Annotated in this window: 17 protein-coding genes and 1 tRNA gene; 1 reads left to right on the top strand and 17 read right to left on the bottom strand. The window is 35.4% G+C overall.

Translation table 11 applies throughout. The features are described 5' to 3' along the window. The 4 genes from ACR1PN_RS10290 to ACR1PN_RS10305 all read right to left on the bottom strand — a co-directional run bounded on the left by ACR1PN_RS10290 (position 1) and on the right by ACR1PN_RS10305 (position 3,350). Positions 1-1,173: a glycosyltransferase family 87 protein gene (locus ACR1PN_RS10290; protein WP_433979972.1), complete on the bottom strand. Its 1,173-nt coding sequence runs from the start codon at positions 1,171-1,173 to the stop codon at positions 1-3. A gap of 29 nt (positions 1,174-1,202) precedes the next feature. Further along, positions 1,203-2,015 carry a 2,3,4,5-tetrahydropyridine-2,6-dicarboxylate N-succinyltransferase gene (locus ACR1PN_RS10295; protein WP_433979973.1) on the bottom strand — a complete coding sequence of 271 codons (813 nt, stop codon included), beginning with the start codon at positions 2,013-2,015 and terminating at the stop codon, positions 1,203-1,205. A gap of 99 nt (positions 2,016-2,114) precedes the next feature. Beyond that, on the bottom strand, positions 2,115-2,717 hold the full coding sequence (locus ACR1PN_RS10300; protein WP_433979974.1) for a methyltransferase family protein: 603 nt from the start codon (positions 2,715-2,717) through the stop codon (positions 2,115-2,117). 57 nt (positions 2,718-2,774) lie between these two features. Continuing rightward, positions 2,775-3,350 carry a C40 family peptidase gene (locus tag ACR1PN_RS10305; protein ID WP_433979975.1) on the bottom strand — a complete coding sequence of 192 codons (576 nt, stop codon included), beginning with the start codon at positions 3,348-3,350 and terminating at the stop codon, positions 2,775-2,777. 148 nt (positions 3,351-3,498) lie between these two features. Between ACR1PN_RS10305 and ACR1PN_RS10310 the strand changes: the two genes are divergently transcribed. Next, complete coding sequence (locus tag ACR1PN_RS10310; protein ID WP_433979976.1) at positions 3,499-4,149, top strand: hypothetical protein; 651 nt, start codon at positions 3,499-3,501, stop codon at positions 4,147-4,149. Between the two features lie 57 nt (positions 4,150-4,206). Here ACR1PN_RS10310 and ACR1PN_RS10315 read toward each other — a convergent pair whose 3' ends face one another. From ACR1PN_RS10315 to amaB, 13 genes are all read right to left on the bottom strand, one after another. Next, on the bottom strand, positions 4,207-4,584 hold the full coding sequence (locus tag ACR1PN_RS10315; protein ID WP_378171799.1) for a hypothetical protein: 378 nt from the start codon (positions 4,582-4,584) through the stop codon (positions 4,207-4,209). Positions 4,585-5,015: 431 nt separating this feature from the next. Then, complete coding sequence (locus ACR1PN_RS10320) at positions 5,016-5,498, bottom strand: hypothetical protein (protein WP_433979977.1); 483 nt, start codon at positions 5,496-5,498, stop codon at positions 5,016-5,018. 303 nt (positions 5,499-5,801) lie between these two features. After that, a tRNA-Ala gene (locus ACR1PN_RS10325) sits at positions 5,802-5,878 on the bottom strand. A gap of 143 nt (positions 5,879-6,021) precedes the next feature. Continuing rightward, positions 6,022-6,501, bottom strand: coding sequence for a MarR family winged helix-turn-helix transcriptional regulator (locus ACR1PN_RS10330; RefSeq protein ID WP_433979978.1), 480 nt, complete (start codon positions 6,499-6,501; stop codon positions 6,022-6,024). 3 nt (positions 6,502-6,504) lie between these two features. Beyond that, positions 6,505-6,993, bottom strand: coding sequence for a GNAT family N-acetyltransferase (locus tag ACR1PN_RS10335; RefSeq protein ID WP_433979979.1), 489 nt, complete (start codon positions 6,991-6,993; stop codon positions 6,505-6,507). Between the two features lie 150 nt (positions 6,994-7,143). Beyond that, the gene (locus ACR1PN_RS10340) at positions 7,144-8,556 is read right to left on the bottom strand and encodes an efflux transporter outer membrane subunit (RefSeq protein WP_433979980.1); all 1,413 of its coding nucleotides are present in this window, start codon (positions 8,554-8,556) and stop codon (positions 7,144-7,146) included. A gap of 20 nt (positions 8,557-8,576) precedes the next feature. Continuing rightward, positions 8,577-11,723 carry an efflux RND transporter permease subunit gene (locus ACR1PN_RS10345; RefSeq protein ID WP_433979981.1) on the bottom strand — a complete coding sequence of 1,049 codons (3,147 nt, stop codon included), beginning with the start codon at positions 11,721-11,723 and terminating at the stop codon, positions 8,577-8,579. Between the two features lies 1 nt (position 11,724). Continuing rightward, positions 11,725-12,909, bottom strand: coding sequence for an efflux RND transporter periplasmic adaptor subunit (locus tag ACR1PN_RS10350; protein ID WP_433979982.1), 1,185 nt, complete (start codon positions 12,907-12,909; stop codon positions 11,725-11,727). Position 12,910: 1 nt separating this feature from the next. Next, on the bottom strand, positions 12,911-13,366 hold the full coding sequence (locus ACR1PN_RS10355) for a transcriptional regulator (protein ID WP_378171812.1): 456 nt from the start codon (positions 13,364-13,366) through the stop codon (positions 12,911-12,913). Between the two features lie 124 nt (positions 13,367-13,490). Then, entirely contained in the window at positions 13,491-14,009 is a 519-nt protein-coding gene (locus ACR1PN_RS10360; protein WP_433979983.1) for an N-acetyltransferase family protein, read from the bottom strand. A 174-nt stretch (positions 14,010-14,183) separates the two neighbouring features. After that, the gene (locus ACR1PN_RS10365) at positions 14,184-14,414 is read right to left on the bottom strand and encodes a DUF2007 domain-containing protein (RefSeq protein WP_433979984.1); all 231 of its coding nucleotides are present in this window, start codon (positions 14,412-14,414) and stop codon (positions 14,184-14,186) included. A 63-nt stretch (positions 14,415-14,477) separates the two neighbouring features. Further along, on the bottom strand, positions 14,478-15,803 hold the full coding sequence (gene lat, locus ACR1PN_RS10370) for an L-lysine 6-transaminase (protein ID WP_433979985.1): 1,326 nt from the start codon (positions 15,801-15,803) through the stop codon (positions 14,478-14,480). A 94-nt stretch (positions 15,804-15,897) separates the two neighbouring features. Next, on the bottom strand, positions 15,898-17,448 hold the full coding sequence (gene amaB / locus ACR1PN_RS10375; RefSeq protein WP_433979986.1) for an L-piperidine-6-carboxylate dehydrogenase: 1,551 nt from the start codon (positions 17,446-17,448) through the stop codon (positions 15,898-15,900). Positions 17,449-17,511: the final 63 nt, after the last annotated feature.

The raw sequence follows: 17,511 nt of genomic DNA on the forward strand, positions 1-17,511 counted from the left end.
TTATGAGTTCAGGCTGTAATCTTTTTCGAAATTTTTAGTTAAAAGTTCATATGTTATCCTCAACCAAATGACGATGCAAGGTACAGCTTTTAAAGAATATTTTTTGATATAGTTTTCTTTTACAAATTTTGGAAATAAATCTGAAGTCGAAAAACAGGTGAAAATGATTACAAAAATTAATAATCCAATAATAAAAGGTGTTCTTTCTTTCTGAAGGAAAAACCAGATCATAACCCCGGCGACTGCAATAATATACGTCGGTGATTCGGAACCTGAGCTGAACAACACTAAGAATAGTAATGTAGAAGCCAGTATCATCAATTGGAACGTGTAATTTTTATACTGTTTAATTCTGATGTAAGGTGCTGCAAAAAGCGGTAAACCAAATGCCAGAAAAACAAGATTTGAAATGGATGGATCACCTAAAATTCTTCTGAATACTCCCATTAAAGAAATATCCTGATACGATGTAAGGCCTTGGTTTTGTCCGTTTTTCTCTGATAATGACTGAAACCAATCTGCATAGCTCTGCAAAACAAATGACGGACTAGAATAAAGCATCGGAATTACAAAAAAGAGTATTGCGATTACAATTCCTGAAAGGATATATTTAAATTTATTTTTAATAAAGAAAAACTGCGACAGTCCCAAAATACCATAAATTTTAACAAATAAACCAATCAGCGCTGCTCCCACAGATTTCGCTTCTTTGTTTTCATAAATATAAATCGCAGCAAGTATCAGAAGAGAAACAAGCGCAATATTAAACTGAAAATAAAGCGCAGAAGTGATGTATTCCTGCAAACAGAATAATGCAAAAAGAGCTTTTTTAGGTTCTGAAAAAGGTAACTTTTTGATCGCGTAAAGAAATATCAAAGTATTGGCAAGGTTCCACAAACAAATACCCAACCAGTCTGGCATTAAAGCAAAAGGAGCAATCAGAAGGCTGAAAAATATGCCGTAATGATTGGAATCCTGAAAGAGTTCCGGGTATTGTAAATACAGATTTTTCTCGCTTAATGTATTGTAAAATACATTTTTAAAAATCAGATAATTGTTGATGGCATGATCGCCTTTGGAAAACTTTGATAATGCTGTTACAACAGATATAATAAGATAAACCCCAAAAATATATTTGGGGTTTAAAAGTATTTTAAGAAATCTTTCTTTCAAGGTTGTGGTTATTAGTTTATGAAAAAGATTTAAACAGCTACGTTATTATCTCTCAAAGCATCGTTAAGAGACGTTTTTTTATCAGTAGACTCTTTTCTCTGACCGATAATCAAAGCACAAGGAACCTGATATTCTCCTGCAGGATACTGTTTTGTGTAACTTCCGGGAATTACTACTGAACGGGCAGGAACTCTACCCTTAATTTCGATCGGAGTTTCTCCTGTAACATCAATAATTTTTGTTGATGCCGTTAAAACAACATTTGCTCCCAAAACCGCTTCTTTTTCAACATGAACACCTTCTACTACAATGCATCTTGAACCAATAAAACAATCATCTTCAATAATGACCGGAGCAGCCTGAAGCGGCTCTAAAACACCTCCGATTCCTACACCACCACTCAAGTGAACGTTTTTACCGATCTGTGCACAGCTTCCAACTGTTGCCCACGTATCAACCATCGTTCCTGAATCTACGTAAGCACCAATGTTTACATAAGAAGGCATCATAATTACACCGGGAGCAATATAAGCTCCTTCTCTTGCTACCGCATGAGGTACAACTCTAACCCCTTTTTCAGCATAATTTTTCTTCAAAGGCATTTTGTCATGAAATTCAAACGGACCTACCTCGATAGTTTCCATTTTCTGGATCGGGAAATACATTACGACAGCTTTTTTCACCCATTCATTCACCTGCCACCCGTTTTTTGTAGGTTCTGCTGTACGAAGTTCACCTTTGTCCACCAAAGAAATAACCTCTCTTATAGCTTTCTGGCTATCTTCATTCTGCAATAATTCTCTGTTGTCCCAGATATTTTCAATAGTTTGTTGTAACGACATAATTATGTTTAAAATTTGTTAAAAAAATCGTTGCCAAATATACAAAAAACTTAGACAAAACATTTTCTGGTTTTATGGGATAAAGCTAAATTTTCTGTATTAAATCAATCTTCTCACATTTTTTTTGTACTCTGAATAACTTATTCCGTGTTGCTTCAAAAGAAATTCTTCCTCGAGCCTGATCTGAATTTGAATTAGAATACTAGCAACAATGAAAAAGCTTAATGAAATAAATGTAGGTAAGGTCAGAAACAGTCCTATCAAGCTGATAAGCATTCCGAAGAAGACCGGATTTCTTGAATAGCCGAAAAGTCCATTTGTGATTAGTTCTGTTTTGAGTTCTTCATCAATTCCTATTCGCCATGAATTTTTCATCTGAAACTGAGCGATAAGAACCCAGATCAAGCTTAAAATCATGAAAGTAATTCCAATGTATTTAAGTAAACAACGGTCTAAAAAACTGATGTTACCATTCTCCAAAATTTCTTTAGGAAAAAAGAAAAATAAAACCGTGTAGATAAAGAGAAGAAATAAAGTTAGTTTAAAATATTTTCCGATCAATCCGTATGCAGAATCATCTTTTGGAAGGACATTCGGATTTTTGCCTATCTTTTTTGAAACAATAAAACTCGTTCCGAAAAAGGCAGTCAGAAAAAATACGATGAAGAATAAAGGAATAAAAATTTGAATAAAATCTGTCATAATGAATAATTTCTGACAAATGTAAAATCTTACGAAATGCAACCCTATTGCAAAGTTTTATAAAACCCGTTGTGCGTGAAGATAGGCTTTATTCCAGTATTTTTCGTTTAAAGAAGAGATGATTACTCCCTTAGATGTGGATGCATGAATAAATTTAACCTCTCCATCATTTTCAATTGTGTGAACGATTCCTACATGAGAAACACGGCTTCCACCTGAAGTGGCAAAAAATAACAAATCACCAGGTTTTACAGTTTTTATATCAACAGGTTTTCCGGATTCTGCCTGATCTGAAGATCTTCTAGGAAGTGTATAATTGTTTTCCTGAAAAACTTTTGCCGCAAATCCTGAGCAGTCGAACCCCGAAGATGTATTGCCTCCAAATTTATATGGAGCTCCGAGATATTTTTCTGCATCTTTCAGTAAGCTTTTAACCGAGCCAGCAATTTTGCCGTCAAAATTAGAGTCTAGCTTTCTTAAATTTTCAGATTTTGAAATTGTTTTTGAAGATGTTTTCTTTGATTCGGCGACATTCTTTGAACTTCCGCAAGAGATGATTATTGCAGAGCTTAGTACTAAAACAGCCCAATGCTTATATAATTTACTTTCCGAAAAACATAGTTTCTTATTCATTTGAAACCCAATTAGATATTTATTCAATACAAATATAAATTAAAATTTTTAATTATACAATAACTATACTACAACTATGCTTTAATTATATATAAAATAATGTTGAATCTCATTTTTTATTTCTATATTTGGAATTCTTTTAATAATAATGGCGACTTACGAAAGTTTTATAAAGCTCAACGGAGCAATTGGTGATCTGGTTTTTTACAATCTGAATGGTAAAAATATTGTGCGGAAAAAAAGCGGGTTTAATAAAACAGCTTATAAGAAAAGCCCGACGTATGAAAAAGTAAGACAAAACAGTTCAGAGTTCGGACACTGTTCAAAAGTTGGAAAGCTAATCCGTTCTTGCATCTCAAAATATATTGAACTGGCTGAAGATGCCCTACTCTATCAAAGGTTCGCTAAAATAATGACTGAGATCAAAGACCTGGATTCGGAGCATGAGAAAGGTAAAAGAACTGTAAAATCGGGCCTGAAAACACAAGATGGTAAAGTTTTGCTACAGAATTTTCAGTTTGGAAATTTTCCCTGTTTTCATCAGGAAACTCAGATTCTTTTAGGCTTATGGGATAAAAGTCTGCATTTAGACAAGAGTATAATTGCTGATGAAGTGGCAATTGTAAGTATAAAAATTGATTTTGAAAATAATCTTTCAGAGTATTTCGAAGAAAAAATCAAACTGGCAGAAAACCAAAGCGAAATTGTTTTTGAAAATCGTTTTAGTGAAGAAGATTATGTGATTCATTTTGTAGCAGCAAAAAAAGATTCACAGATAATTAAAATGGGATTTGTTTAAATAAAAAATCGGCTGCAAACAAAGTTTGCAGCCGATTCTGATTTATAATACTTGAATCTATTTTATTTTATTTATTTCCCCTTTCCAGGTTCCGCTTCTTACCGGGTTCGGAGATTCGTTTGTCCAGTTTCCGCTACCTTTTCCATCTACATCCAAAGTTCCAGTGAAATTTCCGTCAGCAGGCAAAACCAAATCAGCCGTTAATTGACCTGAACTATTCAGGAAACCTGAAATATTATAGTTTTCGTTATTGGTTTCAGAATGCATTGTTCCCGTAACTTTACCATCGCTTGCCACTACGAAGTTCCAAACACCTTTGTCGCTTCCTTCATAAGTTCCTGACCAGGTTCCGATATAATCATAAAGAGTTTCATCATTTGATGAGCAACCAATAAGTGAGAAAATAGTCAATAAGAGTAAAAAAAGTTTCTTCATAGTTTACAATAGTTTATGAAATAAGTTATTTGTCAGATATATTCTTAAAAATAGTTCTAAAATTTTCAGGATCATATTTTAAATTTCCGCTATCTCTGTATTTTTAGAATTGGGCAAATATATCAATTTAATTTTATAGTTTAATCTTTACTGATGATATTTTAAGCAATTAGAGGTAAATTTATTTTACAGAATATATTTAATAATCCCAAAATCTTATCATCAGGAAATTGTTATAAGGTAAATTTTATTGAAAAATTGAAAGGTGATCATAGTCATAGATATGTAATTGAAGTTATGCTTAGATTTAAACTAACTAATAATACAAAGATTTTTGATTTAATTAAGTGTAAAAACCTTCCAGAAATGGAAGGTTTTGTTTAAATAAATGAAAATACAGGCACCAAACCCGTATGTAATTGATCTGATAATTATTCAGAATCACTCACCTTTGTTGCCGGTAAAGATTCTTTCTCATCATTTTCAAAAGCCATTTTTAATGGCATTCTAAAAATCGATCTTACAAATTCTCCGTCCATTTTACCAGGTTTCCATTTCTCTTTTATTGATTTGAATGCATCAACAGCTGCTGAGTTAAATTCTTCGTTACTTCCTGAGGCTTTCAATTCACTCATGGCTCCATCTTTTTCAATAACGAAGCTTAGCTCACTGGACAGTATTCCTGAACCTTCTATTTTAGAAATATCTAAATTTTCAGCAAATTTATTTCTGAATGCAGCGATACCTCCCGGAAACTCCGGAGCCTGTTCAACTTCCGAGTATACTTTATTAGGATCTGCTTTGGATTGTTTCTTTTTTACAGAGCCAGTTGAAACCTTATATTTTGGCTCTGCATCTTGAGCAAATGATATAATAGATAAGAGTAGAGCGATAATTGTTATTTTAATTTTCATAATAATCGGTTTTTGATTCTTGATTTTAGCTTATCACCAAAGGATCTGCATAACCTAAATTATATCATACCTTTTCCTTGTGCAGGTGCTTATTCCTAAGCCATAATTTACCAACAAAATCTACCTTATCCGCTCAAAAAAATGGCATTGAATGAACCAGTCATTTATTTGAGCTGGTCGTAAGAAAATCGGAGCGTCTGCATCCGAATTGAGGTTTTTCATACGTATTAATTTTTGTTACCGATTAATACGCTTCCAAAAAGATTTTTTATAAGCAAACCCTTTGTGGGAAAGGGTTTGCTTTGGTGGAGAATACGGGGATCGAACCCGTCACCTTTAGACTGCCAGTCTAACGCTCTAGCCAGATGAGCTAATTCCCCTTTTTCAAGATTGTTGTTTGTGAAGCCGTACAAAAGTAACTATTTAAAATACATATGCAAACTTTTTTATTAAAATTTATTTAATAAATGAATATTCGAAAATTATTTTACAAATACTTTGAGAGAAAAATTTAATAATCAATTTATTGTTGGTTTTTTAATTGTAAAACTCTTTGTAAAAAAGACTGTTCAGCAATTTTTTCTTCTGCTTCATTAATTGCTTTTAGCAGATGATTCTCATTATTTGCTATCTCTTCCAATACCCTGGAGATAATTTTCCAGACAGGTTTCATTTTTTCGATCAACTCAATACCTTTTGGCGCCAATTCAATTAAACGTTTACGTTCATCAGTTTTGTCTTTTTTAGATATAATTATTTGTTGCCTTTCAAGTTCTTTTAAAAGGCTGATCGTTGAAGGGTGGGTATATCCTATTTCATTAGCTATTTCTACAACACTAAGTATATTTTTGTGATGTAATGTAAAAATAACCGGAAACCATTTGGGTTCAAAATCTATCCCAAATTCTTTATAAACTAAGGCTCCATCTTTACGTAATTGCTCACTAAGGCGTTGTAATCTTGTAGATAAAGCTAAACTTCCGGATTCGTTGATAACATTCATAAGCTATGATTTTAGATGAAGAAAACAAAATACATTATCGGCACTCATTAAAGGAAATTTTGAAGGAAGCAACTCTTTTTCAATAATTTCAAAGTGATTTCGTTCATAAAAACGTAATGCAGCTTTCAGTATGGATACTGTTCCTAAATAGATTTCATCTATCCCGTTTTTCTGACAGTAAGCAATCAGGGTTTCTAATAGTTTCTGAGCAATACCATATTCTTTACCTCTGAATTCTTTTTTTACAAACATTTTTCGGATGGCACCTTTTTTTTCGTCAAATTTAATTAAAGCAATGGTCCCAACAAGTTCACCATTACTGAAAGCTCCCCAAAAACTTCCGCCACTGGCAAAGTAAAAATTTTCGATCTGCATAAGATCCGGTTGGTCTTCTATTGTAATGGGAACATTAAATTCCTTTTGCTGAATATTCAGAATCAATTCTACTATTTCTCTTGAATAAGAATCATTTACAAGACTAATTTCTAACATGCGTTCAATTTACGTACAAAACTACGTAGTTAACTACATATGTACAATAGGATTTTATTAAAATTCTGTCTTTTGTATTTTAATTAAATAAAAAAAACGTGCACTGTTTCCAGTACACGCCTTAACAAGATTGATATATATAACTAATCGCTATTTCCATCCACCGCCTAAAGCCTGATACAAATCTACGGCAGCCTTCATTTTGCTGTATTCTGCATTAGAAATGTTAAGCTCAGCATTTAAAGAGTTTACACTCGCATTTAACACTTCAAGGTAATTTGCCATACCGTAGTTCACCAATTCCTGAGAATAGTCAACCGATTTTTTGTAAGAATCTAGTTCTTTCCTTTTTAAATCAATAAAAGAATCCTGTACCGAAAATACTCTGATAGCATCAGAAACTTCTTTACCGGCAGTAAGAATCGATTTTCTAAAATTCAGATAAGCTGTTTCTTTATTAGCTAAACTTACATCGTAATTGGTTCTGATCTGTCTTTTGTTTAAAATAGGCTGAGCCAAACCGGCAACAATGTTTGCAAAAAGAGAGTTTACACTGAATAAATGATCGATATCTACCGACTGTACACCTCCACTTCCTGTCAGTTTTAAAGTTGGATAAAACTGAGCTTTGGCAGCATTCGTCAATTCAAAAGCATTCATCAGATTAAATTCAGCCTGCATGACATCGGGACGATTTGCCAGTAAACTTGCAGGATAACCCGTTGCTAAGCTGTTTGGAATTGTCTGAGATGATAATGATGATCTTGCAATTGTCTGTGAAGGTTCCCCCATCAAAAGACTCATTGTATTCTCTAAGAGCTGAATTTGGGTATCAATGTCGATTAATAAAGATTTAGCATTATAAACCAAGGCTTCACTCTGCTGAACCGCAACTTCCGTTAAAGTTCCTGCTTCTTTTAAAGCTTTTGTGGTTTCTAAATTATTTTCTCTTACTTTAATGGTTTCCTGAATGATTCTCTTCTGATCATCATACGTTAACAACTGAAAATATGCTGATGCGATCGAAGCAACCAGATCACTTTTTACCGCTTTGTGAGCAGCAACAGTTCCTAAATAAGTTGCCAACTGGGCTTTTTGCTGGGCTTTCATTTTTCCCCATAGATCTGCTTCCCAACCAATAGTTGCAGTAATGTCAAATTGGTTTACATAACGTCTTTCCCCAATAATCTGACCAAACTGAGTGTTGATCGACTGGGTCTGAAACGTATAATTAGGTCCTACTGATAAAGTAGGTTCGTATGCTGCTTTTGCCTGTTTTAAATAAGCTTCTGCTGAGACGATATTCTGTACTGCAATTCTTACATCAAGGTTGTTGTCCAAAGCTTTGGTAATGTGTCCCTGAAGAATTGGGTCCGTAAAAATTTCTTTCCACGAAACATTTGCAATACTTGTACTGTCCTGAGGCAGCATATCGGTACGGAACAGTTTTTCATCGACTGCAGCTGCAGGTCTTTCGTACTCTTTTCTTACATGGCATGAAGTGATAACAAAAGCTGTAAATACCGAAAGAGCTGCTCCTTTTATTATTGATAAATTTTTCATTATTTAATCTTAAAGATTTCTTATTCAGCTAAGTTCATATCTTCGTGCGTAATCGGCTTGATTTTCTCCTGAATCGTCTGGAAAATCACATATAAAACCGGAATGACAAACACCCCTAAAATAGTACCGATCAACAACCCAATTGCTGCTCCTGTTGCAATAGAACGGTTACCTACAGCACCAATTCCGTTTGCCAAAACCAGTGGCAACAAACCAAAGATAAATGCCAGTGACGTCATCAGAATCGGTCTTAGTCTAGCTTTAGCCGCATTAACCGCAGATTCAACAATTGTTTCTCCGTGATGTCTACGCTGAACGGCAAATTCAATAATCAAAATCGCATTTTTCGCCAATAATCCTACCAACATAATCAATGCAATCTGGAAATAGATGTTGTTTTCCAAGCCCATAATTTTCTGTCCGAAATAAGCCCCCATTACCCCTAAAGGAAGTGAAATTACCACTGCCAAAGGAAGAATATAACTTTCATATTGTGCAGCAAGAATGAAATACACAAATACTAAACTCAATGCAAAAATTAATAAGGTTTGAGAACCTGAAGCAAGCTCTTCTCTTGAGAGCCCGGTAAATTCTACGCCATAATTTTGATCTAAAGTTTCACTTGCAACCTGTTGTACGGCAGCAATGGCATCACCTGTACTGTAACCTCCAGAGTTGGCTCCGGTAATTTTAACCGAACTAAATAGGTTGTAACGTCCTACAGACTGAGGTCCGTACGTTTTATTCAATGTTACAAACTGCGAGATTGGCGCCATTTCTCCGCCTCCTGTTTTTACATACAATTGATTTAAACTTTCAGCATTTACTCTGTTTTCCGGTAAAGCCTGAACCATTACTCTGAACTGCTTTCCGTATTTCGTAAAGTCAGCACTGTAAATACCCCCAATGTATCCCTGCATAGTTTCAAGAATTGAATTTACAGAAACTCCTTTTTGTTTGGCTAAAGGAACATTAATCTGCATTTCATACTGTGGATATTTTGTATTGAATGAAGTCTGCGCAAATTCAATTTCAGGACGCTTCATCAGATTTCCGATAAGCTCGTTGGTTTTTGCATCCAATTCTGCGAAATCCCCTCCTGCTTTATCTAAAAGTACCATTTCAAAACCTGCACTGTTACCAAAACCAGGTACACTTGGCGGCTGAAAAAATACCACTTTTGCATCCGGAACTTTTCCTGACAAACCGAAAAGCTGTTTTGTAATGGCTTCAGAAGAAAGTCCGTCACCTTTTCTATCATTAAAAGGCTTAAGCTTGATAAACGCAAGACCGTTATTACTACCGTTTCCGGAAAGTAGACCTCTACCCGTAGAAATCGTTACGTTTTGAATTCCGGGAATTTTCAATGCATTTGCCTGCAACGTTTTCAGAACATTATAGGTTCTTTCCATAGAAGCTCCGGGAGGCAACTGTACATCGGTAAAGATAATTCCACGGTCTTCTGTCGGTACGAAACCTTTTTTCATCGTTGAGCTCGTCCAGTAAATAATTCCACCTGTAATTGCAAAAATCAATAAGGTAACCCATTTATGTTTAATAAGGAATGTAAATCCTCTACCATAACGGTCTGTTGCTGTTTTAAAAGCAATATTAAATTTATAAAAGAACTTCTGAATGAAGTTTTTGTTTTTATATTCTTCATGATGCTCTTCGTGTGGTTTTAAGAATAAAGAACATAAAACCGGACTTAAAGTCAATGCATTAATCGCCGAAATAATAATCGCAATAATCAGGGTAATCCCAAACTGCTGATAGAATACTCCCGTTGGTCCTGTAATAAATGTTACCGGAATAAATACCGCAGCCATTACCAAAGTAATTGAAATAATCGCTCCTGTAATCTCGTCCATCGCTTCAACGGTCGCCTTTTTAGCATTGGAAATTCCGTGCTCCATTTTGGCGTGAACGGCTTCTACGACGACAATCGCGTCATCCACAACAATACCAATTGCCAATACCAAAGCGAAAAGCGTCAGTAAGTTTAATGAATATCCGAACAAATTCAGGAAGAAAAATGCTCCCACAATAGAAACCGGAACCGCAATTGCCGGAATCAACGTTGATCTGAAATCCTGTAAGAAAATATAAACTACAATAAATACAAGGATGAAAGCTTCAATTAAAGTATGAATTACTTTTTCAATCGATGCATCCAGGAATTCGTTGGTATCAAAGTTAAAGGTATATTTTACACCTTCAGGGTAAGTGCTTTCGTTCGCTTTAAGCTGAGCTTTGATATTTTCGATAATCTCCTGGGCATTCGATCCCGGAGTCTGGAAAATTCCCATACTGATTGACGGGTTGTCTCCGTTTTCACCGACACCTGTGTAGGAAAGACCGCCTAATTCTACTTTAGCAACGTCTTTCAACATTAGGTTTTGTCCATCCGGTAAAGATTTAATGATGATATTGTCATACTGTTCTTTATCGCTGAACTTCCCTACATATTTAATGATATATTCGAAAGAGCTTCCGCTGTTTTGTCCTAAAGAACCAGCAGCCGCTTCTCTACTCTGCTCATTGATTGCCGTTGTTACATCCGTTGGAGTAATTCCGTACGCTGCCAATTTTGCAGGATCCAGCCAAACTCTCATCGAGTAATTCTTACCACCGAAAACGTTGGCTTCCCCAACTCCATTAATCCTCTGAAGGTTTGGAATAACGTTGATATTCAAAAAGTTCTGAAGATAAACGTCATCAATATTTTTGTTTTCTGAATAGAAAGAAAGATACATCAACGCACTCGTCTGCTGTTTCTGGGTCACAACCCCTGAACGCGTTACCTCACTTGGAAGTAAAGGGCTTGCTCTGGATACACGGTTCTGAACGTTTACGGCAGCAATATCAGGATCAATTCCTTGCTTAAAGAAGACCTGAATCTGTGCCGAACCATCGTTTCCTGCAGTAGATGTGATATAATCCATCCCTTCCACACCATTGATCTGTTCCTCCAAAGGAACCACCACACTCTTCATCACCGTTTCTGCATTCGCTCCGGTATAATTTGCTCTTACACTTACGGTTGGCGGAGCAATATCAGGATACTGAGTAACAGGAAGGGCTATCAATCCCAGAACCCCGAGTATGACAATCAATATCGAGATTACAGTAGATAAAACCGGTCTGTTAATAAAGTTTTTTATCATGTTAGAATTTCGGTTTTACAGATTGAACTAAACTATCCATTTTTACTTTTTTAGGCTGAACGGCAGTTCCCGGTTTTACACTTCCCGTTCCTGCTGCAATTACCGTTTCTCCTGCTTTTACACCTGATTTAAGCAAAGCATAATTGTCGATACGGTCGATAACATCCACTACAACATTTCTTGCCGTGTCTTTATCAACTTTATAAACATAAACGATACCCTGCTGCTCGTAGGTTGCACTTTCCGGAACCACTAAGACATTATCAAAATGTTTAGGGAATCTGATGGTACCACTATTCCCATTGCTTAATAATTTCTGGGCATTTTTAAATGCTACTCTAAATTGAATAGTACCTGTTGTCGGATCTAAAGAACCTGTAATTGCTTCAATTCTGCCTTTTTCCGGATAGATACTTCCGTTTGCCAGCTGAAGTTCAACCATCGGAAGGTTTTTTATTTTTTCAGGAACACTTGCTCCGACAGATTTTTCAAGGAAATCAAAATAGGCTTTTTCATTCATCGAAAAATAAGCGAAGATTTCTGAAGTATCCGAAATTGTTGTTAGAGCAGTTTGATCTGTAGGGCCAACTAAACTTCCCACTTTTAATGGAAGTTTACCAATAACTCCTGAGATAGGCGCACGAATAACCGAGTAATCGATATTGGCTTCAACCCCTTTGTAATTGGCAACCGCCTGTCTTTTAGCAGCATTTGCCTGCTGTAATCCCGCCTGAGCCTGCGCTAAATTTGCCTGAGCCGTCTGTAACTGGACATTGCTGATGATATTTTTCTGAACAAGTGGTTTTAATTTGTTCACTTCCACCTGCGCAGCATTTACCTGAGCCTGTGCAGCAGCAATATTGGATTCGGCGGCACCTATGCCTGCTTTGGACGCAGCGGCATTTTCAGTAAGAATATTGGTTTCAAGGCGGAATAGAGGCTGCCCTTTCGTAACATACTGCCCTTCATCCACTAAAACCTGAGTAATATACCCCTGAATTTTTGCTCTTACATCATTATTAACCCGCCCCTCAATAGTCGCGGGGAAAGTATCGTACCCCACAATATTTTTGTTCTCTACCGAAACTACAGGAAACGGCTTTGCACCATCCTGCTTCGGGGCTTCTTTTTTGCAGGCCACTAAAGAAAGTGCTGCAACAGAAAGTATAACTAGCTTATTATTCATTTTATAGTTTATTTAGAGATTCCTGAATATTAATTATGTTTTTGTTTAAAAGCGCTTTATAAGCTTCAATTCTTTCGTCATCTTCTTTGTGTTCTGTTTTTCTGAAATTTTTTAGGTCGTCCAGAAGTTTCAGCTCGTCCTTCATTTTCTGTACAATTTTTTCAAACCTTATTTTTTTATAATCATCATTAGCAAAAAAATAACGCTTTCGCTCATCCATTTTATTGATATCGATGATCAATTCAGCATTAAGAAGCAGATTGAGGCTTGTAGATACAGAGCTTTTGCTTGCCGAAAAAACTTCGACAAATTCATCAAAAGTAATTCCCACCTTATCAAAATCGAAAATCAGGTAGGAATAAATTTTTGAAGCCAATGGCGGAAGGTTGAGAACAGTGCCGTAAAACTTTACAGCATCCTGAAAAATTTTCTCATCTATTTCCAGACTTTTTCTCATTATAGAAAAATTTTTGAACAAATTTAGAAATTAGTTCGGAACTAAACGAACAAACCCAATAGAGTTTATGAATAAATAGATTCTTAAAGAATCAATGAAAATCGATTTAACCTTTTGTCTTTTTTTAAATCAACACTTTTTCAAAAGCTTTTCTCACACCTCCTGCAAGAAAAACTTCGCCACAATAAGTATATCCTTTAGATTCTAAAATTTTAAGCATCGCAAGATTGTCATAGTTGGTATCGACTTTTATACTTAAAACGTTCTGAGATTTGGTGAAATCTTCAATATAATCAAAAAGTTTTTTGGCAAGACCTTGTCCGGCAAAGTTTTCAGAAACAGCAACTCTGTGAACGACCACAAATTCTCCGTTTGTCAACCATGCGCCTTCAATCGAGCTATAGGCTGGTTCATCATTGAAAATTAACGCTACAAAAACAGCTATTTCGCCATCAACTGTAAGAACATGACCAAAACCTTTTTCAACATCACTTTCGACGGTTTGCAAGTTGGGATACCCGTTTTGCCATTGTTGGCTGCCATCTTTTCTTCTTCTTTCAATAGATTGCTGAATAATTTCCCATACAGCATTTATATCTGAAGTTTCTGCTTTTCTAAAATGAATTTCGTTTTTTTTAGTCATAAGAAGTTTTTATTGCAAACCTGAAAATTGAGAAAATTACGCTTCAGTGTCAAAAAATAATGATTAAAATTTTATTAATAATTACATTTCAAAAATTAAGACATAAAAAACCGAAAATTAACTCTCATTAATTTTCGGTCCGAAGTAGTAAAATTTAAAATTATGAAATTGTTTTTATTGATTTTGATTCTGTTGAAGATAAGCATCAATAATGTCAAATGCTTTCTTCTCATCGTGTAAATCTACCATTACTTTTAAAGACGTAGCCGTCGGCGTTGTCGTAAAAGTAAGGTAATTATTTTCTACATCATTCGTGATCTGTGCATCATCTAACTTTGATTTGATCAACTGTATTTCTGCAGGTTTATCACTTTCAAAAACTGATACTCTCGTGTTTCTTTCCATATAAAATCCATTTTGAGTATCTAAATATAGAAAGTTTTTTTCAGAATTCCAAATCCTAATGTTTTAAATTTTATTAATGTTATTTTCGATTTTGTCTAAAGCAATCTGAATTTCTTCTTTTGTAACATTCAAATGTGGTCTGAATCTGATCGACTGATCGCCACAGGCAAGAATGATCAAATTGTCGTTGTAAAGCTCACTGCGCATTCTGTCTCTTTGGTCTCCCGATGGAAGATCTATTGCGCACATCAAACCTCTTCCTCTTGCGTTGGATAATTTTTCAGGATATTTATGAGCTAAATTCTGTAGACCTTCCAAAAGATATTCGCCCACAATATTGGCATTTTCCAAAAGATTTTCTTTCTCAATAACTTCCATCACCAATTGGAAACGAAGCATGTCGATAAAGTTCCCCCCAAAAGTAGAATTGATTCTTGAGCTTTCTCTGAATACATTATTCGGAATTTCATCAAACTTTTCTTTGTTGGCTAAAACTCCGCAAACCTGAGTTTTTTTACCGAAAGAAATAATATCCGGTCTTACACTAAAATGCTCGAAAGCCCACATTTTACCTGTAATTCCGATTCCTGTCTGAACTTCATCAAAAATTAAAAGAACTTCGTGCTCGTCGCAGATATTTCTTAAACCAACAAAAAACTCGTCTCTGAAATGATTATCTCCACCTTCAGCCTGAATCGGTTCTATAATAATACAGGCTACTTTATCAGGATTAGAAAGAATAGCTTCCGTAATCTGAAGCAACGCTAAATTTTCGTTCTTGATTGTTTCTTCCAAATTTTCTTCCGTAATCGGGAAATGTAATTTAGGATTCAAAATCCTTGGCCATTCAAACATCGGGAAATATTGATATTTTCTTGGGTCTGAAGTATTGGTTAAGCTTAAAGTATAACCGCTTCTGCCATGAAATGCCTGTCTGAAATGAATGCAAATTCCGGCTTCAACATCCAGACCTTTTTCGAAATTTTTTCTTGTTTTCCAGTCGAAACAAGCTTTCATCGCATTTTCAACACCTAAAGCTCCTCCTTCAATAAAAAATGCATACTGCAATTCTTCAGGTAAAACCACTCTTTCAAAAACTTCAAGAAAATGAGCATATTCTTTAGAATAAACATCTGCCAAAGTAGGTTTGTTTACTGCCATTTTTCCCAACCATTCTGATTTTTCAACCAGATAAGGATGGTTGTAACCAATTGATGCCGAACCGAACATTGAAAACATATCAAGGAAGTTTTTCCCTGAAATGGAATCGTGAATCCAGGATCCATGTGAGTTTTCAATATCCATCACAAAGTCAAAGCCGTCTGCCAAAATGTGCTTTCCTACGGTTTCTTTAACTTTGTTTGACTGAATTTCTAATATATTGCCCATATTAATTTTAGAATTTTTAGATTGTGTTAAGTTGTTATTGATGCGGGATTTCGTAACATTTTGTCAGATTTAAACTTTGACAAAATGTTGTGATTTATAAATCAAATTTAATTCCCTGAGCCAATGGAAGACTCGCCGTGTAATTGATGGTATTGGTTTGTCTTCTCATATAATATTTCCATACATCAGAGCCAGACTCTCTACCACCTCCGGTTTCTTTTTCACCACCGAAAGCACCTCCGATTTCAGCACCGGAAGTTCCGATATTCACGTTTGCAATGCCGCAATCTGAACCGGCATGAGAAAGGAATAATTCTGCTTCTCTCAGATTCTGAGTCATAATTGCCGAAGATAAACCTTGAGGAACATCATTCTGAATTGCAATTGCTTCTTCTAAAGTTGAATATTTAATTAAATATAAAATCGGCGCAAAAGTTTCATGCTGAACGATTTCGTAAGAGTTGTCAACTTCTGCGATGCAAGGTTTTACGTAGCATCCTGATTCATAATCTTTACCTTCTAAAACTCCGCCTTCAACGATAAATTTGCCGCCTTCTTTTTTGCATTTTTCAATCGCCATTTCGTATTGATTGACAGCATCAACATCGATTAGCGGTCCAACATGCATATTTTCGTCTAACGGATTTCCGATTTTTAATTGTCCATAAGCTTTTACCAAACGTTTTTTAACTTCATCATAAACAGATTCATGAATAATCAGTCTTCTTGTCGTCGTACATCTCTGTCCAGCAGTTCCCACTGCTCCGAAAACAGCGCCGATGATCGACATGTCCAAATCTGCATCTTTCGAAATAATTATAGCATTGTTTCCTCCAAGTTCTAAGATCGATTTACCAAATCTTTCTGCTACTTTAGAAGAAACCATTCTTCCTACTCTTGTAGAACCGGTGAATGAAACCAAAGCAATGCGTTTGTCATCCACTAATTTTTGTCCAATCGTGTGATCTGCAACCATTACACTTGAAATTCCTTCAGGAAGATTGTTTTCCTTTAAAACTTCATTCATTATGTTTTGACATGCAATAGCGCAAAGTGGTGTTTTTTCTGAGGGTTTCCAGATGGTAACGTTTCCGCAAATCCATGCTAAAGCCGTATTCCATGACCAAACTGCTACCGGGAAATTGAAAGCGGTGATGATTCCGACAATTCCAAGCGGATGATATTGTTCGTACATTCTATGTCCAGGTCTTTCCGAGTGCATCGTATAGCCATGAAGCTGTCTTGATAAACCGACAGCAAAATCGCAGATATCGATCATTTCCTGAACTTCACCAAGACCTTCCTGTAACGATTTTCCCATTTCGTAAGAAACCAATTTTCCAAGATCGTCTTTATATTCTCTTAATTTTTGTCCTAACTGACGTACGATTTCCCCTCTTTTCGGAGCAGGCATTGTTCTGAATTCCAAAAATGCTTGCTGAGCAGATTCTATTACTTTGTCGTAATCTTTTTCGTTTGATAATTTTACTTTCCCGATTAATCTTCCATCTGCCGGAGAATAGCTTTCTATAGATTTTCCTGATGCAAAAAATTTCCCTCCTGTAGAAGTTCCTTTATTTTCATCTTTGATTCCTAGATTTTTTAGTGATTTTTCAATTCCGAAATCTTTGATTTTTTTTGACATAAAAATTTAACTTTTCGTTTTGCCTAAGATAGAAAATATTATGAAACTGGAAAATTTTAATTT

The sequence above is a fragment of the Chryseobacterium sp. RLHN22 genome, from assembly GCF_051011795.1.
Taxonomy (GTDB): Bacteria; Bacteroidota; Bacteroidia; order Flavobacteriales; family Weeksellaceae; genus Chryseobacterium; species Chryseobacterium zhengzhouense.